The sequence below is a fragment of the Millionella massiliensis genome (assembly GCF_900104655.1).
Classification (GTDB): domain Bacteria; phylum Bacteroidota; class Bacteroidia; order Bacteroidales; family Rikenellaceae; genus Rikenella; species Rikenella massiliensis.
The window spans coordinates 918431-942786 of sequence record NZ_FNWD01000002.1 but is presented as its reverse complement, the minus strand read 5'-3'; the positions used below and the strand labels follow the sequence as shown (position 1 = coordinate 942786).

Sequence of the window (24356 nt, the reverse complement as noted above, 5' to 3'; positions counted from 1 at the left end):
GAATCGCTCGTTTTCTATAATAGAGAAGAGAACAGTATGGAACTGCCCTCACGCCGGGCGGGCGGTGCCTTCGGGCACCCCGTCAGAGGGGTATTACCTCTAACATAACTCCTGCCGGGGAGTGCATGTTACATGTTCATCCCGCCGCAGCAGTGGATCACCTGACCGGTCACGTAACCTGCCAAGTCGGAGGCCAGGAAGGTGCAGACGTTGGCTACGTCGGCCGGGGTACCGCCTCGTTTGAGCGGAATTTTCGATTCCCAGTCTTTGCGCACGTCTTCAGGCAGAGCACCGGTCATGTCGGTGATGATGAAGCCCGGAGCGATAGCGTTGCAACGGATGCCGCGCGAACCCAGCTCTTTGGCGGTCGATTTGGTCAGACCGATCAGACCTGCTTTCGATGCGGAGTAGTTGGCCTGTCCGGCATTGCCGCTGACACCCACTACGGAACTCATGTTCACGATCGAACCCGAGCGCTGTTTCATCATGTAGGGCAGAACGGCTTTGGTCAGGTTGAAGGCCGATTTGAGGTTGACGTTAATCACCATGTCCCACTGCTGTTCGGTCATGCGCATCAGCAGGCCGTCGCGGGTGATACCGGCGTTGTTGACCAGAATGTCGACTTTGCCGAAATCCTTGACGATCTGTTCGATGGTGGCACCGGCCTGTGCAAAGTCAGCGGCGTTCGAGGTGTAACCCTTGGCCTGCACGCCCAGAGCGGCAATCTCTTTTTCGGTATTGAGGAAGTTGTCGTCTGCGTTCAGGTCGGTGAAGGCGATGTTGGCCCCTTCCTGTGCGAACTTCAGGGCGATGGCTTTACCGATCCCCCGTGCGGCGCCTGTGATGACGGCGACTTTACCTTCGAGAAGTTTCATGTTTCGGTGTGTTGTTTGGTTATACGAATTAAGGCAAAGATAATATTTTTCCCGCATATCGGACGTGAGTGTGGGATGGCTCTGAAATTTTACATACCTTTACCCCATCATTTACCCTTCTGTGAATACTGATTAACCTAAACTAATAACACTGGAAATGAACCGCGACACAGCCATTTTCGACCTTATCGGGCAGGAACGCGCCCGTCAGATGCACGGCATCGAACTGATTGCCTCCGAAAACTTCGTCAGCGACGAGGTCATGGAAGCCATGGGTTCCGTCCTCACCAACAAATATGCCGAAGGATACCCCAATGCACGTTACTACGGCGGTTGTCAGGTCATCGACCAGGTGGAACAACTGGCCATCGACCGGGTATGCCAACTCTACGGGGCCGAATATGCCAACGTGCAACCCCACTCCGGAGCGCAGGCCAATATGGCCGTGTTCCTGGCCGTGATGAAACCCGGCGAAACCTTCATGGGACTCGACCTGGCACACGGTGGACACCTGACCCACGGTTCGCCCGTCAACTTCTCCGGGATTCTGTACAATCCGGTTGGTTATCAGGTAGATGAAACTACCGGAACGATCGATTACGATAAAATGGAAGCCCTCGCGCTCGAATGCAAACCCAAAATGATCGTCGGCGGTGCCTCGGCATACAGCCGCGAATGGGACTACAAGCGCATGCGCGAAATCGCCGACAAAGTGAACGCCGTGCTCTGGATCGACATGGCCCACACGGCCGGGCTGATCGCCGCCGGATTGCTCGAAAATCCGGTTAAATATGCCCATATCGTCACCTCGACCACCCACAAAACGCTGCGTGGCCCGCGTGGCGGGATCATCCTCGTCGGCAAGGATTTCGAAAACTGGTGGGGCGTCAAAACGCCCAAAGGCGAAACCAAAAAAATTTCGGCCATGCTCAACAGCGCCGTATTCCCTGGTGCGCAGGGCGGTCCGCTGGAACACGTGATCGCCGCCAAGGCCGTAGCCTTCGGCGAAGCCCTCCAGCCCGAATACAAAACCTACCAGAAACAGGTGCAGAAAAACGCACAGGCCATGGCTGCCGCTTTTGTGGCCAAAGGTTACAAGATTATCTCCGGCGGTACTGACAACCACCTGATGCTGATCGACCTGCGCTCGAAATTCCCCGAACTCACCGGGAAACAGGCCGAACGCTCGCTCGTGGCTGCCGACATCACCACCAATAAAAACATGGTCCCCTTCGACAGCCGTTCGCCGTTCCAGACCTCCGGTATCCGTATCGGTACGCCCGCCATTACGACCCGCGGCCTCAAGGAAGAACAGATGCCCGTGATCGTGGAGCTGATCGACCGCGTGCTGAACGCTCCCGAAGACGAACAGGTGATCGCTGCCGTTCGCAAAGAGGTGAACGCCCTGATGGCCAACTACCCGCTTTTTGCCTGGTAGTGTGAGTCGCCCGGTCCGCATGGCGGTCCGGAGGAGGGGAGGCGAAAAACAGCCCCGAAAGGTGATTGGGGAAGAGTTTGTGACGAGCTCTTCCCCAAACCTGTAAACAATGCAAAGGTGTCCGAGAGGGTTCGTGGCCCGGCCCGCGAAAACCTGTGGCACCGCTTCAAAACGGAAATTTATTAACCACTAAAACTAACCATACTCAACATGAAACGACAAGTTCGCCTGTCGGGTATTGCCACGTTGGCCTGCGCCACTGCCGCGCTCGTGCTGACGGCCTGCTCGGCACCCGAAAACCGAAGCTGGAACGAAGGGATCAACATCATCCCCGTACCGGCACAAATGACCCAAAACGAGGGCTCGTTCACCCTCAATGGCTCGACCGTCATCGCATGCGCTACGCCCGACTTCGCTCAGGCTACCGCACTGCTGGCCTCCAAAGTCAAAACCGCTGCCGGTTACGACCTCAAAGTCGCTCAGGAAGCTCCGGCCGAAAACTATATCAGCTTTGTGGTCGACAGCAATATCGCCAACAAAGAGGGCTATACGCTGACCTCGACCCCGCAGGGCGTGACCATTGCCGCTGCTACTCCCGCAGGTGCCTATTATGGGGCACAGACCCTGCTGCAACTGCTTCCGGCCGAAATCGAAAGCTCGCAGAAAATCAAAAACATTGAATGGACCATCCCGGCTGTTGCCATTCAGGACCAGCCCCGCTTCCAGTACCGCGGTGTGATGTTCGATCCGTGCCGTCACTTCACCGGCGTGGACTTCATCAAAAAACAGTTGGACGTGCTGGCGATGTTCAAAATGAACGTCTTCCACTGGCACCTGACCGAAGACCAGCTGTGGACCATTGAAATCAAGAAATATCCGGAACTGACCGAAAAAGGCGCTATCCGCACCGAAGGCGACGGCTCGAAACACGGCGGCTTCTACACCCAGGAACAGATCAAAGAGGTGGTTGCCTATGCTCAGGAACGCTTCATTACGATCATCCCCGAAATCGAGATGCCCGGCCACGCCAAAGCTGCTCTGGTGTCGCATCCCGAACTCTCCTGCACCGGCGGCCCGTTCGATCAGCCCCGTATCATCTGGGGTGTCGAAGAGGATGTCTTCTGCCCCGGTAAAGAGGCTACCTTCAACTTCCTCGAAGATGTGCTGACCGAAGTATTCGCCCTCTTCCCCGGCGAGTATATCCACATCGGCGGCGACGAATGTCCGAAAGGGCGTTGGAAAGAGTGTCCCGACTGCCAGAAACGCATCAAAGAAGAGGGACTTGATGTGAAATCGCGCGTAGCGGATGCCAACGGCAAAAAACACAGCTCCGAGGAGCTGCTCCAAAGCTACACCATCACCCGTATCGAAAAATTTGCCAACGAACACGGTAAGAAGATTATCGGTTGGGACGAAATTCTCGAAGGCGGTCTGGCTCCGTCGGCCACGGTGATGAGCTGGCGTGGCGAGGCTGGCGGTATTGCCGCTGCCAAACAGCAGCACGACGTGATCATGACCCCGAACAGCGCCGGTTTCTACCTCGACCACCTGCAGGGTGCCGCTGAAGTGGAACCTGCTGCGATCGGCGGTTATTCGACCGTGGAAAAAGTCTACAGCTACAACCCCGTGCCCGACACGATGCCGGCCGAAATCGGCAAATATATCATCGGTGTGCAGGGTAACCTCTGGGCCGAATACATCCTTTCGGATACCCAGCGCGAGTATATGTACTACCCGCGTACGCTGGCTCTGGCCGAAGTGGACTGGTCGCCGGCCGGCAACAAGGACTGGAACGACTTCCAGCGTCGTCTGGTCAATGCTCAGGTGCGTCTGGACTACCACGACATCACCTACCACATCCCGATGCCCGAAGGTACGCTGGTTGACTTGGTAGCCTTCACCGGTGACTCGGTGGCCGTGCCCTTCAACAACACCCGCAACCTGCCGATGGTCTATACCCTCGACGGTTCGATGCCTACGGCTGAGTCCGCACGCTATACCGATACGCTGATGATCGGCGGCGACCAACCCGTGACCATCAACATCGCTACGCTCCTGCCTCAGGGCAAACTCAGCAACGTACGCACCATCCGCGTCGAAAAACAGTCGCTCAAACCCGCTACCGAAGTGGCTCAGGCCGATTCGGGTATCGTGATGCGTATCGCTCCGGGTCTGTTCGTGACCGACGAACAGGTCGCTGCGGCCCAGTTCGGCCAGGATACCGTGATCCGTTACTTCAAACATGGCCGCGTACCGGGTGCCGGTCCCGATGACAATGCACTGCTCGTTTACGAAGGCTTTGTGGATCTGCCCGAAGACGGTGTCTATGGCTTCACGACCGATATGGACGAACTCTGGATCGATGGTGAACTGCTCGTGAAAAACGGTCAGGAGTGCGCCAGCCGCTTCCAGCGTCACAAAACTACCCGTGCCATGGCGGCCGGAAAACATCCGTTCAAACTGGTATTCAACGATATGATCAAACACGGATGGCCCAATGGCTGGAACGAAATCACCTTCTATGTGAAAGCTCCTTCGTCGGATCGTTACGTCAAAGTCGCTCCGACTCAGCTGACTCATCAGGCGAAGTAACCTGCTGTAAAGCGAACAAAAGAGGCGGGGCCGTGCATGCACGGACCCCCCCCTTTTTTTTTGGTTTTTGTTTGGGGGGGAAAATGCGGGATGTGTGGGAAAAGGAGGGAAGGGGAGAGCCTGTGTGGAGAAATACGGGGGGAATATATCCGTGGTAGAGTTCCTTTTCTTCTGTTTTTTTTTGTGGCACCCCAGCGGACAGACCCCCCCCCCCGGGGCAGGGCAAGGGGATATCGGGGAGAGGTGGGGGTCTTTGGAGCCTTTAAAGGGGGTTTGCGTTAGGGCGGGCGTTACTTTGTGTGGTTGGGGGGGGGTGGGGCTTTTCTTTTATACACTTTTGGTGTAAAAAAGAGACGGGTGGAAAAGCAAAAAAAAGGGGGGGGTCCGTGCAGGCCCGGCCCCGCCTCTTTTGTTGTGATTGTTGATCGGAGGACAAACTGCGGAATGTGTCGAAAACGGAGGAAAGGGAAGATCCTGTGTGAAGAATTCCGGGGGAAATCTCTCGTTGACAGAGTTCCTCTCCTTCTGTGTTTTTTGGGGGAGTTTCTTCGGCGGGAGGTCCCGTGGGCGAGGGCTAGTCGTCGAATGCGTCGTCCTCGCCCAACTCGGCCAGCAGCTCTTCGATGTCGCGACGCTCTTTCTTGGTGGGGCGTCCCATACCGCGGTCGCGGACGGCAAAGGCTCCGGCACGGGCCATCTCCAGTTTCAACAACTCTTCCTGCGGGGTGACGTCTTCGATGTAGCGCGGAACGTTTTTCGCGGGCTGGCGGTTGGCGACCAACTCCAAAATCCGGAAACTATATACAACGGGCATCTTCCGTATCGATACGACTTCGCCGACGCGCACTTCGCGCGACGGTTTGATCGGTTTGCCGTCGATCAGCACTCGATTGCTTTTGCACGCTTCGGCCGCGTCGCTGCGTGTTTTGAACAGCCGAACGGACCATAACCATTTGTCGATGCGTACTCCTTCTGCCATGGTGGGTGGATGCTTTGGGTGGTGGACGGAGTGCTCGTCGTGTCCTCTTGTGGCGAGTTGGCGCTCCGTTGCCGAATGTTGCGGGGTGGATGTCGGTCGGCAGTGTTGTCCCTAATATTGTGGTAGCAGCCGAACGAAACCGCCAGTCCGGATGCTCGGTCCAGACTGGCGGCAACCCGTTTTGGACGGGCTAAGTTAACGAAAATTTTAAAGCGCCGGCATAATGGGCTATCGGTTGCCGTTAGTGAAACGCTACACGTGGAAACGAGATGGGTAGCTGTCGGAATCCGAATGTGGTGGGGTGGGGCGAAATCTTTAGCTTGCGGTCAGCGTGTATTCGGCGCGTGTTTGCATGGCTATGCGTCGGGGCGGTTCCGCTGACAATCGGTGCCGATGGCGGTCGGTTGTTTCGTGTCGGCGCTACTTTTGGAGCGGTTGCAGGCCGATCACTTCCACGACCTGATAAACGCCGGCATATTCGGCAGCGAACCCTTCGTCGGTCGTTCCGCGGTCGATCACCCGCAGTTCGGCGTGGACGGGGGTGCCATTTTTTACGCCGCCCGTCAGGCTGTCGTAGGCTTCGGCCAGTCGTCCGCTCCGGTCAACGACCCAATATTCGACAGTATCGTTGTCAGCCGTGAAGGAACGTACTTCGTGGCCGATGATCAGTTGGCCTGTGACTCGCTGAACGGAGTCGGCGGTGGGAATCGGCGAGTCGTCGAAAACGATACTCTGCTCGTCATACAGTGGGGCGTCCTGACCGATTTCGAGAAACAGCGCCCGGTCGGGACGGTTGGCGTGTACTTCGAAGTAGCGGATGCCGCTGTTGCCCATGCCCCAACCGTTGCAGGTGACCGGAATCGGTTCTTGAGAACTGCGCTGGCGGATCGAGTCGGCATACGAACCGGTCGGAACGAGCCGGTAGCGTTTGACGCCGGGGCGGTCGCACGGGGTCTCCTCGAAAGTGCAGGTCTGGCTGGCGTCCCATCCCGGCTCTTGTTGCAGTAGCGGGAGCAGGCTGTTGATGTCGTTGCCGGGCAGTTCGAAAATGCGGACCGCCAGGGTACGGGTGGACGGGTCACTGTTCCGCTCGACCCACAGACCGGGCAGACGGTTGTCGGCTACGACTTGCAGGTGGTCGTTGTACTGGGTCCAAAGGCGAAGACCGGCACCGCGGATCTCTTCCCATTGGAAGCCTTCGTTGGCTGCGCGGGAGGGTTGTTCGGGGAAGGTCGGTTCGGTAGGGGTGGAGCCGCAGCCTGTCAGCAGTAGTGCCAGGCTGAGTTGCCATAGTTTGAGGGGATGCAGTTTCATGGTGAATTTGGGGTTAGTGGTGGATTATTGTGGTTGAAAGAAGACAGCGGGATTAGAAGATGCGACATTTCGAAAACGAATCAAAGATAGTGAAAAAGAGTATTGAGCGGTCGGATGTTTGTAAATCGTTCCTTGGGAGATATTCGAGGTGAGGTAAATTCCGTTGTTGGCTGTCGATGCAAAGCAAGTTATTGCTCCGCCGCGAGCACGGTGCCTTCGGGCACCCCGTCAGAGAGGTTTCTAACGCCATAAGCGATACGCAGTATCGCCCGCTCCGCCGCGAGCACGCGGCCGCCGCCCGCGCAGGGCAGTCGAAGAGCGTTTTTGTCCGCACGAAATAAAGCCCGCTCAAAGATAAACGAACGATTCGCGCCGCTGGGCGAATCATTCGTTTATCTCTTTATCGCGTTTCGCGGGCTTTTGAATACAGCACTTCGTGAACAGTACGGGACTGCCCTCACGCCGGGCGGGCGGTGGCTTCGGCCACACCGACAGAGTGGTATTGCCTCGAATAGTGGTCATTCCGAAATTGTGCGAATACGGCTGTTTGAGGTAATGCTTCTCAATGCTTCGCCGCAGTGAAGATGAAACAAGCGATACGCAGTATCGCCCGCTCCGCCGCGAGCACGCGGCCGCCGCCCGCGCAGGGCAGTCGAAGAACGTTTTATCTAAAATAATAAAGCCCGCTCAAAGAGAAACGAACGATTCGCCGCTGAGCAAATCGTTCGTTTCTCTCTTTATCGCGTTCGCGGGCTTTTGAATACAGCACTTCGTGAACAATATGGAACTGCCCTCACGCCGGGCGGGCGGTGGCTTCGGCCACACCGACAGAGTGGTATTGCCTCGAATAGAGGTCATCCCACAGTTTATGTATTGCGGCTGTTCGAGATTGTGGTAGATTCTGAAACAGGTTGAAATGTCTGAATGGAACCTGAAACCACAGTCTGTGTCGGAAATCCCTCTGCAAAACTCTATTTCAACTGATGGAAATAGTACAACTCGTGGGCGGGAAGCAGGTCGGGATGGAGTATCCGGATCAGATCGGCCAGCACGATGTCGGGGTGGACGGCTCCGGATTCCCAAAAATCACTGCCTCCCATCGGGGTGATGCGGGCATTGTTGTTGTACACCCGGCCGTCCTGAACCACCGGCAGCGTTGCGAAACGGTGGTTGTCGGCACGCAGCTGCGACAGGTCGCGGGCCATGCCGGGACTGAGCCAGTAGTCGGCTTCGGCCATCAGCAGCAGAGCCTTCTCGGCGCTCACCGGACGGCTCACGTCGGTGTCTTCGCCTTTGCCGAGGTAGTCGCCGCCGGCGTCGTTCAGCAACCGGACCATGTAACTCCGGTCGCCCGGCAGATACCATACGTCCTTATACGGAGCATTGAGCATCACGCGGGGCCGACGATCGGTCGAACCGGCTACGCTTTCGGCCAGGGCCGAATATTCATTCTCGGTGTGCATGAACTGGGCCACTGCCTCCTCCATGCGGCCGGTCATCAGCCCGAACGGCACGATCCATTCGGCACGTCCGAGCGGGTCGTTCTCCAGGTAGTCGGCGATGTAGACGACCGGGATGCCCAGTTGGCGAAGTTTCGTGACGGCAGCATTCTCGCCGGTCAGTCCGTAGACAAACACCACGTCGGGACGCAAAGCCACGATGGTTTCGTAGTTGAGCTGGTTGTCGTAGCCCACCTCCCGCACATCGCCGCTGTGGATGGCCGGGTTGGTGATAAAGTCGAGTCCCGAGGCACCTTTTACCACGTCGACCTGCCCCACGGCGTCGAGGAAGGCGATGTGGGTGGAAGACATGCAGACGACGCGGCGCAGCGGCCAGCGAATCTCGTCGGTCTGCAGGGCACGTGTGGTGTCGGCGACCAGCCGGTAGTCGTAGCAGATGCTGTCGGCACCCTGCCAGGGCGAGCGGACGCGCAGAACGGGACCACGGTCGTCGGTCAACAGTTCGAAGCGCTCGGCGTGGCGGGCTTCATACAGCGGACGGAGGGTGTCGCCCTCCGTGGCGGTTGAACGGCCTGAGCCGCTGCCGCAGGAGGTCGTGATAAAGAGGGAGGCCAACAGGCTGATCGATAGTATGGTATGGCGTATCATGCGCGGTTCGTTTTGATTATGTGGGCAAAGGTAATGGCTTTGGAACGGATTTTGCATTTCATATAAAACAATGAATCAACATTCGTTTAACACTTAAAAACGATACATCATGAAATTCGAACTTCCTGCCCTGCCATATCCCGTCAACGCACTGGAACCGGCCATGAGCGCCCGCACGATTGAATTCCACTGGGGCAAACATGAAGCGGCCTATATCAATAATCTGAACAGTCTGATCGCGGGTACGCCGCTCGAAAACGACACCCTCGAAGAGATCGTCCGCAAGGCCGAAGGACCGGTCTACAACAACGCGGCACAGGCGTGGAACCACATCTTTTTCTTCTTCCAGTTGGCGCCCAACGGCCAGAAATCACCCTCCGGTGCACTGGCCAAGGCTATCGACGATACGTACGGGTCGTTCGACGCCTTCAAAGAGGCTTTCGTTAAGGCTGGCGCTACACTGTTTGGTTCCGGATGGGTGTGGCTGTCGGCGCGTGACGATGGCTCACTGGAGATCTCCCAAGGATCCAACGCGCTGAATCCGCTCAAGACCGGAGCTACTCCGTTGCTGACGGCCGACGTGTGGGAACACGCCTACTATTTGGACTATCAGAACCGCCGTCCCGATTTTCTGGCCGGTCTCTGGAATCTGGTGGATTGGCGCGTGATCGAAAAACGCTACGAGGATACGTTGTAACGAAACCCCGCCCCGGCCTAAAAATGAATGACCGCCCACGGCATACAATATGCCGGGGCGGTCTTTTTGTTTTTTGACGCAGCATTTTTCGATGTCTTGAGCGGCGTGCGGGTGGGGAAGCATGGGAACCGAAACTGCGCTCTTTAGAAAGGGATCGGTCGGTGGATTGACCATCGGAGTGGAGGCGAGGAGGGGAAGAAATGCGGTCAAAAGCGGGGCGATTCTCCGGAGCGTTCGCGAAAATTCGCAAAAAACAATTACCTTTATCCGATGAACCGATCTCTGAGAACGGTACAATTACGACTAAAACTAACCTGAACCCCATGAACCAAACTTTACGTACTATCGCCGAGAAGTTCCAGATTGACGGCGAAATCGCTGTCGTCCGCCCGTTGGGCGAAGGCTTTATCAACGATACCTTCATCATCGAAACGGTTTCGGCCAAGGATCCCAACTATATTCTCCAGCGGAAAAACAAGAATATCTTTACCAACATCCCCGCCATGATGGAGAACATTGTGCGGGTGACCAACCACCTCAAGAACAAGATTATCGCCCGCGGCGGGAATCCGCGTCGCGAAGCGCTGACCGTGACCCCCGCCCGCGACGGAAAACTCTACTACAAAGACGATCAGGGCGAATATTGGGCCGTGTGTGAATTTATCGACGATACGGTGGCCTATCAGAAAGCCGATACGCCCGAACTCGCTTACCAGGGCGGCAAAGGGATCGGCATGTTTCAGGCCATGCTGGCCGACTTCAAGGAGCCGCTGACCGATATTCTGCCCGGCTTCCACAACATTCGTTTCCGTTTCAAACAGTGGGATGAAACGCTGGCCAAGGATCCCGTGGGACGCGCCGCCGAGGTGGCCGAAGAGATCCGCTGGATCGAAGAACGCCGCGAAGAGATGCTCGCCTTCTGGACGCTGGTCGAAAACGGCACGATCCCGACCCGTGTGACCCACAACGATACGAAAATCAACAATATCCTGTTCGACAAGCAGGGTAACGTGCTGTGCGTGATCGACCTCGATACGGTGCTCTCGGCGACCTGTCTGAACGACTACGGCGACGCCATGCGCTCCTACACCAACACGGGTCTGGAAGACGATCCCAACCTCGACCGCGTCTCCATGAGTCTCGACATTTTCAAGGCCTACACCCAGGGCTATCTCTCGGAGACCCACACCTTCCTGACTCCTGCCGAGGCCGAATACCTCGCCTTCTCGGCCAAATACATCACCTACGAACAGGTGCTCCGCTTCCTGATGGACTACATCGACGGCGACCACTACTACAAAACCAAGTCGCCGGACCACAACCTGGTCCGCACGCGGGCGCAGTACAAACTCCTGCAGAGCATGGAGGAACAGTATCCCGAGATGCAGCGCATCGTAAAAGAGGAGTTGGAACGCTATGCTTAAGATTCGCAAAATCGAAGTGCCGGCGGCTCCCAGGGAGCTGGTCGGCGTGCCGGCCGAGCCGGTGGCCTGCAACAACTGGGCGCAGGAGTTTCCCTATGCTCCGAAAGTGACCTTCGCTGCGGCCCACAACGGTACGCACCTGCTGCTCACGTTCCGCGTCGAGGAGGAGTGCACGATGGCGGTGGTGACCGAAGACAATGGCCCGGTGTGGACCGATTCTGCCGTCGAATTCTTCATCTCGTTCGACGACCGTGGCTACTACAATTTCGAATTCTCCTGCATCGGCAAGGCGCTGCTCGGCTTCCGCAAAACGAAACCCGACGTGACGCATGCCACGCCGGAGGTGATGGCCTCCATCCTGCGTAGCTCGTCGCTCGGCGATGCCAATTTCGAAGAGCGGCGCGGCGACAACTCGTGGGAACTGAATGTGGCCATTCCTGTTTCCGCCTTCTTTGCTCACAACTTCCAGTCGCTGGACGGTGTGCGCGCACGGGCTAATGTATATAAGTGCGGCGACAACCTGTCGAAACCCCACTTCCTGTCGTGGCAGCCGATCCGTACCGAAAAACCGAACTTCCACGTGCCCCAATTCTTTGGCGAAGTAGAGTTCGAATAGTCGGACGACCGGCAGGGGGGCGGAGCGAAGAACGATTGCGGAGACGGCGATTGCAGAGACGGAGATCGTGAAGATGGCGATTGGGGAGATGGAGAGGTAGCCCGAATGACAATTCCCGACTCGGCGGACTGTAAACGGTCGCGGTTCGGGAGTTCGGCGGTGGCATGAGGCGATGGGGGTGAGCAGTGGCGGGGATGTATGGGCTGACAAACAAGTAAACAACCGATACCTTTTTAAAATACGTTAAACGAATACCCGATGAATACCCAACGTTTCTTTTCCGCGATGGCGGTCGGCATGATGCTCGGCGGCATCGCGTTGACGAGTTGTTCGTCGACTCCGTCGCTCAGCCGCGAGGAGAGCGATGCTCAGGCTCAGGCCATTCTCGACGCTCGGAAAGACAGCCTGCGTCAGGTGCTGGCTCAGGAGTGGCAGAACCACGAGTTCACCAACGGCGACTATCGCATGAAGTTCTGGGACACGATCTACGGCCCGACGGAGGCTCCCCAGGGCGGACGCAGCCTCTATATCTCGCTGCATGGTGGCGGCGGAGCTCCGCCCGAAGTCAACGACCAGCAGTGGGATAACCAGAAGGTGCTTTATGCTCCGGCCGAAGGCCTCTACTTCGTGCCGCGTTCCCCAACCGACAGCTGGAACATGTGGCACCAGGAGTACATGGACGACTTCCTGCGTAAAACGATCGCATCGGCCGTGTTGTTCGAAAACGTGAACCCCGACAAAGTCTATATTCTGGGATACTCGGCCGGCGGCGACGGTCTGTATCAGTTGGCTCCGCGTTTGGCCGACCACTGGGCAGCCGCTTCGATGATGGCCGGTCACCCGGGCGATGCTCGGATGGAGTCGTTGCGTAACCTGCCCTTCGCCATCTACATGGGCGGACAGGATGCTGCATACGACCGCAACAACCTAGCTAAGAAATACAGCGCGCTGCTCGACAGCCTCGCAACGGCGGAAGGCGACGGTTCTTACGTTCACGATACGCACATCTACGACGACTGCGGCCACTGGATGCTGCGCCGCGACACGATTGCTGTGCCGTGGATGGCTCAGTTTACCCGCAACCTCTATCCCAAACGGGTCGTTTGGGTGCAGGACGACGTGCTGCGCGACAACTTCTACTGGGTGGGTGTTCCGACCGAATGCCGCCAGCAGGGCAATAAAATCGTGGCCGAAATCGACGGTCAGACCCTGCGCATCGAGCAGAGCGATTCGCCGGTGGTGCTGATCGGTCTCAACGACCAGCTGCTCAACCTGGACGAACCGGTAACGGTCGTGCTCGGTGATCAGACGATTGCAACGGAACGTTTCGTACGTTCGGCTTCGTCGCTCAATACCCCGCTCAACAAGAGCAAATTCAGCCTGGATACCCCCTATCCCGTGGTGCTGAAAATCGAAAAAAGTGCCGATGGGGCTACGGTAACCCAGATGTAGTTCCCCTTTGGTACGGTTCCGGGGGCGTGTGAGTCGGTCTTTGGTGGGCGGCCGCATGAACGGGAACCTGAACAGGAAAATGAGTGGCGGCCCGGTGTGCCCGGTTCACGGGAGTGAGCGGGTACGACCGGGCCGCTCTCTGTTGTTACGGACCTCTTGCGGTCAGACGGCGGATGGTGCGCTGTGGAGCATGCTCCCGTACGGTTGAGGCCGCAGAATCGAATGGCTTTGAAACTGAAATTTACCCTCTTTCTGGTGCTGCTCGTGGCACTCTTCGCTGCCGATGTCATCGTCGGGTCGACCGGTGTGGTGTGGCCCTGGGGCGATCAGGCCGCGGGCGAAATCACGCGCCGCATCCTCTTCGACTTCCGGCTCCCCAAGGCTATCGTTGCCCTGCTGGCCGGTGCCGCCCTCTCGGCCAGCGGCCTACTGATGCAGACCGTCTTCCGGAACCCGCTGGCCGGGCCCTATGTGCTCGGGGTCAGCTCCGGTGCAAGCCTCGGTGTCGCCATCTTTCTGTTGGGGCTGCCGATGCTCGGATCGGCCGGTCTGGCCAGGGACCTCGGTGTCGCGGCTTCGGCGTGGATCGGTGCTGCCGCCATCCTGCTGCTGGTGATGGCCGTCTCGGCACGCATCAAGGATATTATGGCGGTGCTGATCCTCGGCATGATGTTCGGCAGCGCAGCCTCGGCCTTCGTCGATGTGTTGCAGTACTTCAGCAACGATGCGGCCCTCAAGGGGTTCGTGATCTGGTCGATGGGCAGCCTCGGCGGTCTCTCGCACGGGCAACTGCTCATCATGGTGGCCTGTGTGGCGGCCGGTCTGCTGCTGGCGGCCCTGTCGGTCAAACCGTTGAACCTGCTGCTGCTGGGCGAAGGGTATGCCCGAAGCATGGGGGTCTCGATCCGGCAGGTCCGCGGGGTGATCTTTCTGGCCACTTCGCTGCTGGCCGGCAGTGTGACGGCTTTCTGCGGGCCGATCGGTTTTGTCGGAATCGCCGTGCCGCACGTGGCCCGCATGGTTTTCCGACGGGCAGACCACCGGATACTGCTTCCGGCGGCTGTTCTCGTAGGGGCCGATATGATGCTCTTTTGCGACCTGATCTCTCAGCTGCCGGGGACGGACCTGGTGCTGCCGGTCAATACCATTACGGCACTGCTCGGCATTCCGGTGGTGGTGATGGTCGTGGTGAACAGTAAACGGGGGAGGGTGATGTAATGAAACTGCAGCTTCAGGATATTACACTCGGATATGTACAGCGGCAGGGCGGGCGGCGTTTGCTGGCCGAACACCTCTCGCTGGAGGTGCCCGAGGGCGAATTGATCGCCCTGCTGGGGCGAAACGGCGTGGGGAAGAGTACCTTGCTGCGCGTTCTGGCTGGGGTGCGGCGTCCGCTGCACGGCGAGGTGAGTCTCGACGGGTTGGAGCTTTCGGCGATGACGGCCCGTGACCGGGCGCGGCGGATCGCTTTCGTGACTACGGAGCAGGTGACGGTGGCTCACTTGCGGGTGCGTGAGGTGGTGGCCATGGGACGGGCACCCTATACGGGGTGGTTCGGAACCCTCTCGGAGGAGGACGGTCGGGTGGTGGATGAGGCTTTGGAGAGGGTTGGAATGGCCGCTTTCCGCGACAAACCGCTCGAAACGCTCAGCGATGGCGAGCGACAGCGGGTGATGATTGCCCGGGCACTGGCGCAGGATACGCCGCTGATGCTGCTCGATGAACCCACGGCTTTTCTCGATCTGCCGAACCGCTACCAGGTGGCTCTGCTGTTGCGTGACTTGGCCCACGATACGGGTAAAACGGTGGTTTATTCGTCGCACGATCTCTCGACGGCCGTGCAGTTGTGCGATGCGCTGTGGGTGATGACGGCTCGTGGCGTAGCGGCGGGTGCGCCGGAAGACCTGATGCGCGGCGGGGCGTTGAATGCCATGTTCGAGGGAACGCCGCTGACGCTCACGACGGAGGGTGGCGTACGGCTGGAACGGCCGATAGAGTGGGGGGTGGTGATGGAGACGGGATCGGATCGGCAACTCGCCCGGTGGGCCGAACGGGTGGCCGAACGGTGTGGTTTTCGCCTGGTGACGGAGACGGCGGATGCAGTGGCGAAGGTGGAGGTGTTGCCGGATGAAAGGTTTATCGTGACGAATCTCGGACGGAGTTCGTCGGCGACGGCGGACAACTGTCGGGAACTGGCGACGCTACTGAGGCAGTGCGTCCGGCTGCGGTGACGAGGATTCCTCCTGCTCGCGCAGTCGCTCGAAGGCGTCGTGTAACCAGAGGTCGATCGCCAAAAGCTCGGGATCGCCGTCGGTGACCTCCTGCATCAGGAGCGCATCGTCTTGTAGAAACTCGGTCATGGGGGATTTTTTTGATGATACGTATCTTATGAACGGCTCGCCGGCGGAATCTATTGTACGTGGAGCCTTCGCATTGAATGTATTTGTATGGTAAAAGCGATTTTTTTCGACATCGACGGAACGTTGATCAGTTTCCGGACGCATGAAATACCCGCTTCGACGCGGGAAGCCCTGGCCGCGCTGCGCGAGCGGGGTGTCAAACTCTTTATTGCATCGGGGCGTCACCCGCTGGATATTTTTCCGTGTGTGAATTTTCCGTTTGACGGCTATGTGGCGCTGAACGGCGGGCTGTGCATGACGCGCGAGGGTGAGGTGATCTTCCGACGCGAGATCGATCGCGGCGATATCGAGCGGCTGATCGAGTGGCAGCGGGGTGATGGCCGTTTTGCCTGTGTGCTGGCCGGTGAGCGGGAGATGTGTATCAATTTTGTCGATGACCGTGTTACGCGGGTGCGCAAACTGGTCGAGACGGAAAACCGGGCGCAGATCGTGCCGTTCGAGGAGTGGTGTGCGAAGGCTCGCAAAGGGGTGTTGCAGTTGATAGCCTTTTTCGGAACCGATGTGGAGCCGCAGTTGATGCGCGACGTGCTGCCGAATTGTCGTGCGATGCGGTGGTGTCCGCTGTTTGCGGATGTGGTGCCGGCGGGTGTGAGCAAGGCGGAGGGAATCGATCGTATGCTCGAATCGTACGGCATTGCGCTTGACGAAGCGATGGCTTTCGGGGATGGCGGAAACGATATTCCGATGCTGCAGCATGTGGGGTTGTCAGTGGCCATGGGAAATGCCGAACAGGAGGTGAAGCGGGCGGCGAGCTATGTTACCACTTCGGTGGACGATCATGGAATCGCACGGGCACTGCGCCATTTCGGCGTGATTGACTGAAACTTCCGTTCATGTCTGCGCGAAGCGGGAGCGGGGGCGTTTCCTGTTGGTGCCGATGGTGATTTTGGCAGGGAAAAGTGCGGGCGGGAATGAATACTTCCGGGGGCTCAAATGGCGCGGAAGGGTAGTGACTGTGCCCGATCGAAAACGCGTTGTGTGAATTGGGAGCAGACGGGCCGGGCGGAGCGGGCAGGTACGGGTTGGGTAGGTAGGAGCGGGAAAATCTCCCGAGGGGCATTCTTTATAATCAGCAGGCGCGTTCCGTCATCGTGACGGAACGCGCCTGCTGATTTGTTGCTGTGGCACAGGAATACCCGTGCGCGTGGTCTTAGGCGAAGGCGATCTGCTTTTCGTCGATCAGTTTGCGCAGGTTGATCAGTGCGTAGCGCATCCGGCCCAGTGCGGTGTTGATGCTTACGCCGGTCTGCTGGGCGATCTCTTTGAAACTGAGGTCGAAATAGTGGCGTAGGACCACCACTTCGCGTTGCTCGACGGGCAGGTGGTTGATCAGGTTGCGAACGTCCTGCTCGATCTGTTCGTGGATCATCTCCTCTTCGATGTTGCGGTCGGCCAGCTTCTTGTTGTTCAGAATGTCGTAACCTGCATCGTCGCTGGTGATGTGGGTCGGCTTCTTGTTGCCGCGGAAGTGGTCGATGACCTGGTTGTGGGCAATACGCAAAACCCACGAGATGAATTTCCCGTTCTCCGAGTATCGACCGGCGCGCAGGCTGGCTATGACTTTGATGAAGGTTTCCTGAAAGAGGTCATCGGCTGTCTGCTGGTCTTTGACCAACATCAGAATATAGTTATATACCTTCTTCCGGTGACGTTCGATAAGGGTCGTGATCGCAGATTCATCGCCTCCAATGAATGACTTCAGCAACATTTGGTCATTGTCGCTTCTGATTTCGTTGTTCATTGCGTCTACTCCTTTGTATTTATTTGGTTTCGAGTAGATGTCTGTCGATAGGCGATGGGTTTTTCTGGTTAATTTACTGCTGCAAGATAGTTGTTTTTTTTCATTCTTGCAAAATCGGGGGGATTTTCGAATCCTGGCGATCTCCCCGGTGCGGTATAATCCTTGCAAAATGCGTGCCAAAAATCAAAACGTCGTTTTGTCACCTCACGGCTCACTGGAATGACCCGTGGGTGCCTCTGCCTGCGGAAAGTTGCCGGGAACACCGCTTCGGGCTGGTGAATCCGACTCCTTTTTACGTATCTTTGTGTGAGGTATGAAACGCAAACTGTCACATTACATAAAACCCTCTTTTTGGGTCTTTCTGCTGATCGCTATCCTGCTGTGGTACGGCGACAAACTCGGAAACCGCTATACGACCGAGGTTGTGCTGCCGGTCGAGGTGCAGAATGACTTTTCGTCGAAACTGTGGATCGAAAAGCCTACCGGCGAGGTGAACTGTCGCGTGGAGGGAGTGGGTGGTAGGCTGATGGCCTATAAACTTAAGTTGGGCGAACGGATCGTGATTCCCATGTCACAACTGACCCTGCTCCCCATAGAAGGTACGGAGCGCATGTTCCGCGTTGATAAGGGTTCGTTGACGGGAGCGCTCGCCGGGGCGGTCAAGGATATGCGGATTCACGAAATTCTGGATACGGCGCTGACAATCGCGGTGTCGCCGGTCGAAATTCGGCGAATGCCGGTGCGCAGCCGGATCGAAATCGAAACGGCGCAGCAATACATGCTGGTCGGCGGGGTGAAGTGTGGTCCCGATTCGGTGGAGGTGCGCGGCCCCAAGGTGGTGCTGGATTCGATGGAGGCCGTGATGACTGCGCGACGCAGATATAAGAATGTGAAGTCGAATGTGGTCGGACGTGTGGCATTGGAAAAAAACGATGAGGTGATGCTCCCGATCACCGAGGTCGATTATCTGGCCGAGGTGCTTCCTTTCACGCAGCATACGCTTGAGCTGCCTGTCAAGGTCGAACATATGCCCCAAGGGGTGCAGGCGACCATCGTGCCGTCGCGGGTGCAGGTGGTGGTTAACGTGCCGCTGCGCGACTATGAACGCATCCGGGAGGAGCAGCTGCATGCCTGTGTCGATTACAGCCAGGTTCGGGCGCTCGAGAGCGGAAAATGTGCCGTTCGGATCGACTCGCTGCCGGCCGGAACCGAAATCCTGCGGGTCGAACCGCAATTCGTGGAACCTTTTTTTACGATTAAATAAGTGGACAGATTATTACGGGTCGGACTGACCGGAGGTATCGGCAGCGGCAAGAGTACCGTGGCGCGTCTGCTGGAGATGATGGGTGCGGCGGTCTATGTGGCGGACGACCGGGCCAAAGCGCTGATGGTCGACGACGATGAACTGCGACGCGGTATCGTCGGTCTGTTCGGTGCAGATGCCTACGGTGCGGACGGAACGCTGAATCGGCAGATGATTGCGGGGCGTGTCTTTTCGGATGCGACGCTGCTGGAACGCCTGAACGGGCTGGTGCATCCGGCCGTCGAACGCGATTTTGCGGCGTGGGCCGAAAGATGCGACGGTGCGGCGCGGCGACCGGCCTATGTGGTTGAGGAGGCGGCCGTGCTGATCGAGTCGGGCGGCTGGCGGAGGATGGATTGCCTGGTGGCCGTCACGGCGTCTGTCGAGGTGAGGGTGGAGCGGGTCATGCGGCGTGACGGGGCTTCGCGTGAGCAGGCGCTGGCGCGTATCGCGGCGCAAATGGACGAGCAAAAGCGACTCTCGTTCGCCGATCGTGTGGTGGTGGCCGACGACAGGCATCTCCTGATCCCCCAGGTGGTCGAACTGCATGGGGCTTTGTGCGGCTGGAGGGCGCGTATATAGGATTTTTTGTGTACATTTGCCCTCACGATCGATGGATCGTGTAAATGGATAATCATAAACCTGAAAATTGATATGGAATTAAAGGAGATTTTGGCAATATCGGGCGCCCCGGGGCTCTATAAATATGTGGCTCAGGGTAAAGGCGGCATTATTGTCGAATCGTTGGCGGATGGCCGTCGGACCATGGTCGGCGGTGCGACGAAAGTAAGTGCTCTCGGCGATATTGCGGTCTTCACGCAGTCGTCGGAGGTGGCGCTGGGCGACGTGCTTCAGTCGGCCTATGACAAACATGCGGGTGAACCGGTGTCGCTCACCTCGAAATCATCGCCTGACGAACTCAAATCGTTCATGGTGTCGATCCTCCCGGACTACGATACCGAACGGGTCCACAACTCGGATATCAAAAAGATCGCTCAGTGGTACAACGCACTGGTCGCTGCCGGCATGACGTCGTTCAAATCGGCTGAAGAAGGCGAAGCGGGTGCGGATGAGGTTGCCGAAGTGGCTGTGCCGAAAAAACAGGCTCCGGCCAAACGCAACGTGGCTCCGGCTGCTCAGCGTGTGCAGAAGGCCGAAAGTCATTCGAAAGCTCCGGCTGCCCGCAGCACGACGGCTCGCAAGGCGCAGTAGTCTGGTCGGTCGAGCCCGTTCCTGCAAGCGATTTTATTGGAATAGCGAAGCGTCCTTTCCTGTTGTGGAAAGGACGCTTTTTTTATGTGGCGGCAGGCGGGACACTGGCGGAATGTTGTTGAGGCTTTTGAATGGGGTGGTGGGGTGGGATAGGGTGTCTGCAAAAGGAACGTAATCTTGAGTGGGCGTAGCGGGTTGCCTGCCTGATGGAGAAATGGGACGGTAGTCAGGAGAAAAATGTCCTGCAAAGTGCGTTTTGTCTCCAGGGTAAGGCGGATGTGTGTGCTGGTGGCTGGGAAGGAGAATTGTTGAGGAGGGTATTGGCTGCGGATTTTTCGGCGTCTGTGATCGGAACGTCATTATTTGATCGTGTCAAACTGATTGTGCAAAACCGGCATGGGACGATTGAACAGGTTGGTTGGTACAGCTGTTGCGGGCGGCCGTGGTATCTTCTCCCGTAGTTTTCGGATGGTAATTCCATATATAAAAAAGAGTCCCCGCCATTTACGTGTAATGGCGGGGACTCCTTTTATCGGTATGCGCTGGACGCGCTATGCGTCGATGTTGGCGTATTTGGCGTTGCGTTCGATAAATTCGCGGCGGGGCGGTACGTCGTCGCCCATCAGCATCGAGAAGATGCGGTCGGCTTCGGCGGCGCTCTCGATGGTTACCTGACGCAGGATGCGGGTGGCGGGGTTCATGGTCGTCTCCCACAACTGCTCGGCGTTCATTTCACCCAAACCTTTGTATCGCTGGGTGTGTACGCCTTTGGTACCGAACTCTTCGATGGTCGCGATGCGCTCTTCGTCGGTCCAGCAGTAACGCTGTTTCTGGTTGCCTTTCTTGACGAGGTAGAGCGGCGGGGTGGCGATGAACAGGTGACCGTTCTGGATAATGTCGGGCATCCGGCGGAAGAAGAAGGTCATGATCAGGGTGGCAATGTGGCTTCCGTCCACATCGGCATCGGTCATGATAATCACCTTGCCGTAGCGCAGCTTGCTCAGGTTGAGGGCCTTGCTGTCCTCTTCGGTGCCGATGGTCACGCCCAGTGCGGTGAAGATGTTCTTGATCTCCTCGTTGTCGTACATCTTGTGGTCGGTGGCCTTCTCGACGTTCAGAATCTTACCGCGAAGCGGCAGAATGGCCTGGAAGGTACGGTCGCGGCCCTGTTTGGCGGTTCCGCCTGCGGAGTCCCCTTCGACCAGGAACATCTCGGTCATCTCCATGTCGCGCGAGGAGCAGTCGGCCAGCTTGCCGGGCAGACCGGAGCCGGAGAGCACGGTCTTGCGCTGTACCAGGTCGCGGGCTTTGCGGGCGGCGGTACGGGCGGTGGCGGCCAGAATCACTTTCTGGACGATGGCTTTGGCGTCTTTGGGGTTCTCTTCGAGGTAGTTGGTCAGGGCGGCCGATACGGCGTTGTCCACGGCGCCGGCCACTTCGCTGTTGCCGAGTTTGGTCTTGGTCTGGCCTTCGAACTGCGGCTCGGCTACCTTCACGGAGATGATGGCGGTCAGGCCTTCGCGGAAGTCGTCGCCGTTGATCTCGAATTTGAGCTTCGAGAGCATGCCGCTGTCGTCGGCGTATTTTTTCAGCGTACGGGTCAGACCGCGACGGAAACCGGTCAGATGGGTACCGCCTTCGATGGTGTTGATGTTGTTGACGTAGGTGTGTACGTTTTCGCTGAAGCCGGTGTTGTATTGCAGGGCGACTTCGATGGGCACGCCGTCGCGTTCGCCGGTGATGTGGATGATGTGTTCGATCAGCGGTTCGCGGTTGCCGTCGAGGTACTTGACGAACTCTTTCAGACCTTCCTGCGAGAAGTAGTTGTCGTGGCGGTATTCGCCTGTCTCGTCGTCTTTCTCGCGTTTGTCGGTGATGTTCAGGTGGATGCCTTTATTGAGGTAGGCAAGTTCACGCAGACGGGAGTTCAGTATGTCGTAGTTGTATGAGGTGGTCTGGGTGAAGATTTCGGGGTCGGGCTTGAAGGTGATGGTGGTACCGGTATGGTCGGTGGTGCCGATCACTTCGATGTCGCCCTGCGGAACGCCGCGTTTGAAGCATTGGCGGAATATCTTGCCCTGACGGTGAACGATGGCTTCGAGGTCGGTCGAAAGGGCGTTCACGCACGATACGCCCACACCGTGCAGACCTCCCGATACTTTGTAGGATCCTTTGTCGAACTTGCCGCCGGCGTGGAGCACGGTCAGCACCACTTCGAGGGCCGATTTCTTCTCTTTGGGGTGATAGTCGGTGGGGATACCGCGGCCGTTGTCGGTCACGGTGATTGAGTTGTCTTCGTTGATGGTGACGTCGATGGTGTTGCAGTAGCCGGCCATCGCTTCGTCGATGGAGTTGTCCACGACTTCGTAGACCAGGTGGTGGAGACCTTTCTCGCCGGTGTCGCCGATGTACATCGAGGGACGTTTGCGTACGGCTTCCAGGCCTTCGAGCACTTGGATGCTGCTGGCCGAGTATTCTCCGTTATTGGGGGTTTTTACTTCTTCTTCGCTCATAATCTGTTTCGGATCGTGCCGTTTGTTCAATAACTGACAAATATACGACTTTTCTCGGAGTTGTGCAAGCACTGGAGCCCTTTGCGGGGTGGAGCGGGGATGTTATTTTTGTGGAACTAATTGCTGGGAATATGGATTGTTTGAAGGCGGTTTTCAACTGGAGCGGCGGAAAGGATTCGGCGCTGGCTCTGTATCGGATTTTGCAGGAGGAACGTTTCGAGGTGGTGGCTCTGCTGTCGACGGTCAGTGCCGAGAATGGCGAGTCGACCATGCATGCCATTCCGGAGGGGCTGTTGCGGTGTCAGGCGGAGCGGATTGGAATCCCGTTGCATGTGGTGAGGGTCGGGGTGGGTAGTGGGGCGGAGGGGTACGACGCGGCGATGGAGCGGGCTGTGGAGCATTTCCGGCGTGGCGGGGTAACGCACTTTGTGTTTGGGGATATTTTCCTGGAGGATGTGCGCCGCTATCGCGAGTCACGACTGGAGCGGTGCGGGATCGAAGTGGTTGAACCGTTGTGGGGAGTCGCTTCGCATGAAGCGGTGGAGGAGTTCTTGAAACGGGGCTTTCGGACGGTTGTGGTAACGGTGGAGGAGCGGCTGGGGCGCGAACGGGTGGGACGGGTGATCGATGACCGATTTGTGCGGGAGTTGCCTGAGGGGGTGGACTGCTGTGGTGAGAACGGGGAGTATCATACGTTCTGTTTCGATGGCCCGATCTTTTCGGAACCGGTGCCGTTTACGTTGGGCGAACCGCTCTACCGTAGTTTTGAGGTGAAATTGGATAACGGTGATGTGCGTCGTTATGGATATTGGTTTGCCGGGTTGGGCGAATAGGGTATTGGATGGAGCGCTGTGGTTAGTGTGGTGTGTGGTTTGTGAAATGGGGAGGCGGGAATTCGAAGGCGAAGGGTGTCGATAGGGTGGTGCGGAGTTTGGAATGGATGTGTTGGGAATAATAGAAGGAGCGAGGTTCCGAACCATTCGGAACCTCGCTCCTTGTTTGTATAGATCGCTTCCGTCGGAGAATAAGTGGGATTTGATGGGAAAATCGGCCGTTGAGAGGGGCTTATTCCCTTTTTATTGACCGGCCGGGCGTACGGGGTGGTTGTTTCTCCTGCAGAGCGTCGGAAATATGGGGCGGCTGGGTTACTCTTCCGGCTCGGTGTACCACGATGAGTAGGTGAGGTAGTGTTCGGCGTTGAGGGTAATCATGCGGTGCTGCTCTTCGGGGGTGAGCGTCTTGACCTTCTTGGCGGGTACGCCGGCATAGACGCAGCCGGGATCGCACTCCTGGTTCGAGAGGACAAGGGCGCCGGCGGCGATGATGGTGCCGCTGTGCACGACGGCGTTGTCGAGCAGGGTGGCACCCATCCCGATCAGACAGTCGTGTTCGACACGGGCGCCGTGAACGGTGGCGTTGTGGCCGACCGAAACGTTGTCGCCCAGTTCGACTACCGATTTCTCGTGGAGGGTGTGCAGTACGGCGCAGTCCTGGATGTTGACGCGATTGCCGAGGCGGATGGGGTTGACGTCGCCGCGAAGGACGGCGCCGTACCAGATGGAGCAGTCGTTGCCCATCGTAACGTCGCCGATCAAGGCGGCGGTTTCGGCCAGAAAACAGTTGTCGCCGATTGTGGGGGTGATGCCTTTCAGGGGGCGGATCAGTGCCATAT

General features: G+C 57.7%; 21 protein-coding genes. 13 read left to right on the top strand and 8 right to left on the bottom strand.

Translation table 11 applies throughout. The features are described 5' to 3' along the window. Positions 1-128: 128 nt before the first annotated feature. Complete coding sequence (gene fabG / locus BQ5379_RS03805) at positions 129-875, bottom strand: 3-oxoacyl-[acyl-carrier-protein] reductase (RefSeq protein WP_071134210.1); 747 nt, start codon at positions 873-875, stop codon at positions 129-131. A gap of 157 nt (positions 876-1032) precedes the next feature. Here fabG and glyA point away from each other — a divergent pair, with 157 nt between their 5' ends. Both glyA and BQ5379_RS03795 read left to right on the top strand, forming a co-directional pair. Further along, a complete protein-coding gene (glyA, locus tag BQ5379_RS03800; RefSeq protein WP_071134209.1) occupies positions 1033-2313 on the top strand; it encodes a serine hydroxymethyltransferase in 1281 nt (426 codons plus the stop codon). A gap of 210 nt (positions 2314-2523) precedes the next feature. Then, on the top strand, positions 2524-4905 hold the full coding sequence (locus BQ5379_RS03795) for a family 20 glycosylhydrolase (protein WP_071134208.1): 2382 nt from the start codon (positions 2524-2526) through the stop codon (positions 4903-4905). A 574-nt stretch (positions 4906-5479) separates the two neighbouring features. Here BQ5379_RS03795 and BQ5379_RS03790 read toward each other — a convergent pair. From BQ5379_RS03790 to BQ5379_RS03775, 3 genes are all read right to left on the bottom strand, one after another. After that, a complete protein-coding gene (locus tag BQ5379_RS03790) occupies positions 5480-5884 on the bottom strand; it encodes an RNA-binding S4 domain-containing protein (RefSeq protein ID WP_071134207.1) in 405 nt (134 codons plus the stop codon). A gap of 420 nt (positions 5885-6304) precedes the next feature. Next, a complete protein-coding gene (locus tag BQ5379_RS03785; RefSeq protein WP_071134206.1) occupies positions 6305-7198 on the bottom strand; it encodes a hypothetical protein in 894 nt (297 codons plus the stop codon). A gap of 971 nt (positions 7199-8169) precedes the next feature. After that, positions 8170-9306, bottom strand: coding sequence for an ABC transporter substrate-binding protein (locus BQ5379_RS03775; RefSeq protein WP_071134204.1), 1137 nt, complete (start codon positions 9304-9306; stop codon positions 8170-8172). A gap of 109 nt (positions 9307-9415) precedes the next feature. On the opposite strand from BQ5379_RS03775, the gene BQ5379_RS03770 reads away from it, so the two are divergent. The 6 genes from BQ5379_RS03770 (at position 9416) to BQ5379_RS03745 (ending at position 15726) form a co-directional block, all read left to right on the top strand. Continuing rightward, complete coding sequence (locus BQ5379_RS03770) at positions 9416-10003, top strand: superoxide dismutase (protein ID WP_071134203.1); 588 nt, start codon at positions 9416-9418, stop codon at positions 10001-10003. A 323-nt stretch (positions 10004-10326) separates the two neighbouring features. Then, a complete protein-coding gene (locus BQ5379_RS03765) occupies positions 10327-11427 on the top strand; it encodes a phosphotransferase enzyme family protein (protein ID WP_071134202.1) in 1101 nt (366 codons plus the stop codon). Next, on the top strand, positions 11420-12043 hold the full coding sequence (locus tag BQ5379_RS03760; protein ID WP_071134201.1) for a carbohydrate-binding family 9-like protein: 624 nt from the start codon (positions 11420-11422) through the stop codon (positions 12041-12043). Before BQ5379_RS03765 ends, BQ5379_RS03760 begins: the two co-directional genes overlap by 8 nt. Before the next feature lie 258 nt (positions 12044-12301). Next, positions 12302-13495: an alpha/beta hydrolase family protein gene (locus tag BQ5379_RS03755; RefSeq protein WP_071134200.1), complete on the top strand. Its 1194-nt coding sequence runs from the start codon at positions 12302-12304 to the stop codon at positions 13493-13495. 228 nt (positions 13496-13723) lie between these two features. Then, complete coding sequence (locus BQ5379_RS03750; RefSeq protein WP_394332050.1) at positions 13724-14713, top strand: iron chelate uptake ABC transporter family permease subunit; 990 nt, start codon at positions 13724-13726, stop codon at positions 14711-14713. Next, positions 14713-15726: an ABC transporter ATP-binding protein gene (locus tag BQ5379_RS03745; RefSeq protein ID WP_071134198.1), complete on the top strand. Its 1014-nt coding sequence runs from the start codon at positions 14713-14715 to the stop codon at positions 15724-15726. Before BQ5379_RS03750 ends, BQ5379_RS03745 begins: the two co-directional genes overlap by 1 nt. On the opposite strand, the gene BQ5379_RS11210 is transcribed toward BQ5379_RS03745, so the two are convergent. Next, positions 15697-15855 (bottom strand): hypothetical protein, encoded by a 159-nt coding sequence (locus BQ5379_RS11210; protein WP_159431208.1) that lies wholly within the window; start codon positions 15853-15855, stop codon positions 15697-15699. The genes BQ5379_RS03745 and BQ5379_RS11210 overlap by 30 nt on opposite strands. Before the next feature lie 87 nt (positions 15856-15942). On the opposite strand from BQ5379_RS11210, the gene BQ5379_RS03740 reads away from it, so the two are divergent. Beyond that, positions 15943-16737 carry a Cof-type HAD-IIB family hydrolase gene (locus BQ5379_RS03740; RefSeq protein WP_071134197.1) on the top strand — a complete coding sequence of 265 codons (795 nt, stop codon included), beginning with the start codon at positions 15943-15945 and terminating at the stop codon, positions 16735-16737. Positions 16738-17065: 328 nt separating this feature from the next. Here the strand turns inward: BQ5379_RS03740 and BQ5379_RS03735 are convergent, their stop codons facing one another. Then, positions 17066-17656, bottom strand: coding sequence for an RNA polymerase sigma factor (locus tag BQ5379_RS03735; RefSeq protein WP_071134196.1), 591 nt, complete (start codon positions 17654-17656; stop codon positions 17066-17068). 313 nt (positions 17657-17969) lie between these two features. Here BQ5379_RS03735 and BQ5379_RS03730 point away from each other — a divergent pair, with 313 nt between their 5' ends. The 3 genes from BQ5379_RS03730 to BQ5379_RS03720 all read left to right on the top strand — a co-directional run bounded on the left by BQ5379_RS03730 (position 17970) and on the right by BQ5379_RS03720 (position 20171). After that, a complete protein-coding gene (locus BQ5379_RS03730; protein WP_071134195.1) occupies positions 17970-18920 on the top strand; it encodes a YbbR-like domain-containing protein in 951 nt (316 codons plus the stop codon). Continuing rightward, positions 18921-19541, top strand: a complete 621-nt coding sequence (gene coaE / locus BQ5379_RS03725) for a dephospho-CoA kinase (RefSeq protein ID WP_071134194.1) — start codon at positions 18921-18923, stop codon at positions 19539-19541. It abuts the gene before it with no gap. 72 nt (positions 19542-19613) lie between these two features. Then, on the top strand, positions 19614-20171 hold the full coding sequence (locus tag BQ5379_RS03720; RefSeq protein ID WP_071134193.1) for a DUF5606 family protein: 558 nt from the start codon (positions 19614-19616) through the stop codon (positions 20169-20171). 551 nt (positions 20172-20722) lie between these two features. Here BQ5379_RS03720 and gyrB read toward each other — a convergent pair. After that, positions 20723-22684 (bottom strand): DNA topoisomerase (ATP-hydrolyzing) subunit B, encoded by a 1962-nt coding sequence (gene gyrB, locus BQ5379_RS03715; RefSeq protein ID WP_071135532.1) that lies wholly within the window; start codon positions 22682-22684, stop codon positions 20723-20725. 131 nt (positions 22685-22815) lie between these two features. Between gyrB and BQ5379_RS03710 the strand changes: the two genes are divergently transcribed. Then, the gene (locus BQ5379_RS03710) at positions 22816-23517 is read left to right on the top strand and encodes a Dph6-related ATP pyrophosphatase (RefSeq protein WP_071135531.1); all 702 of its coding nucleotides are present in this window, start codon (positions 22816-22818) and stop codon (positions 23515-23517) included. Positions 23518-23829: 312 nt separating this feature from the next. Here BQ5379_RS03710 and BQ5379_RS03705 read toward each other — a convergent pair whose 3' ends face one another. Next, positions 23830-24354 carry a gamma carbonic anhydrase family protein gene (locus BQ5379_RS03705; RefSeq protein ID WP_071134192.1) on the bottom strand — a complete coding sequence of 175 codons (525 nt, stop codon included), beginning with the start codon at positions 24352-24354 and terminating at the stop codon, positions 23830-23832. Between the last annotated feature and the right edge of the window lie 2 nt (positions 24355-24356).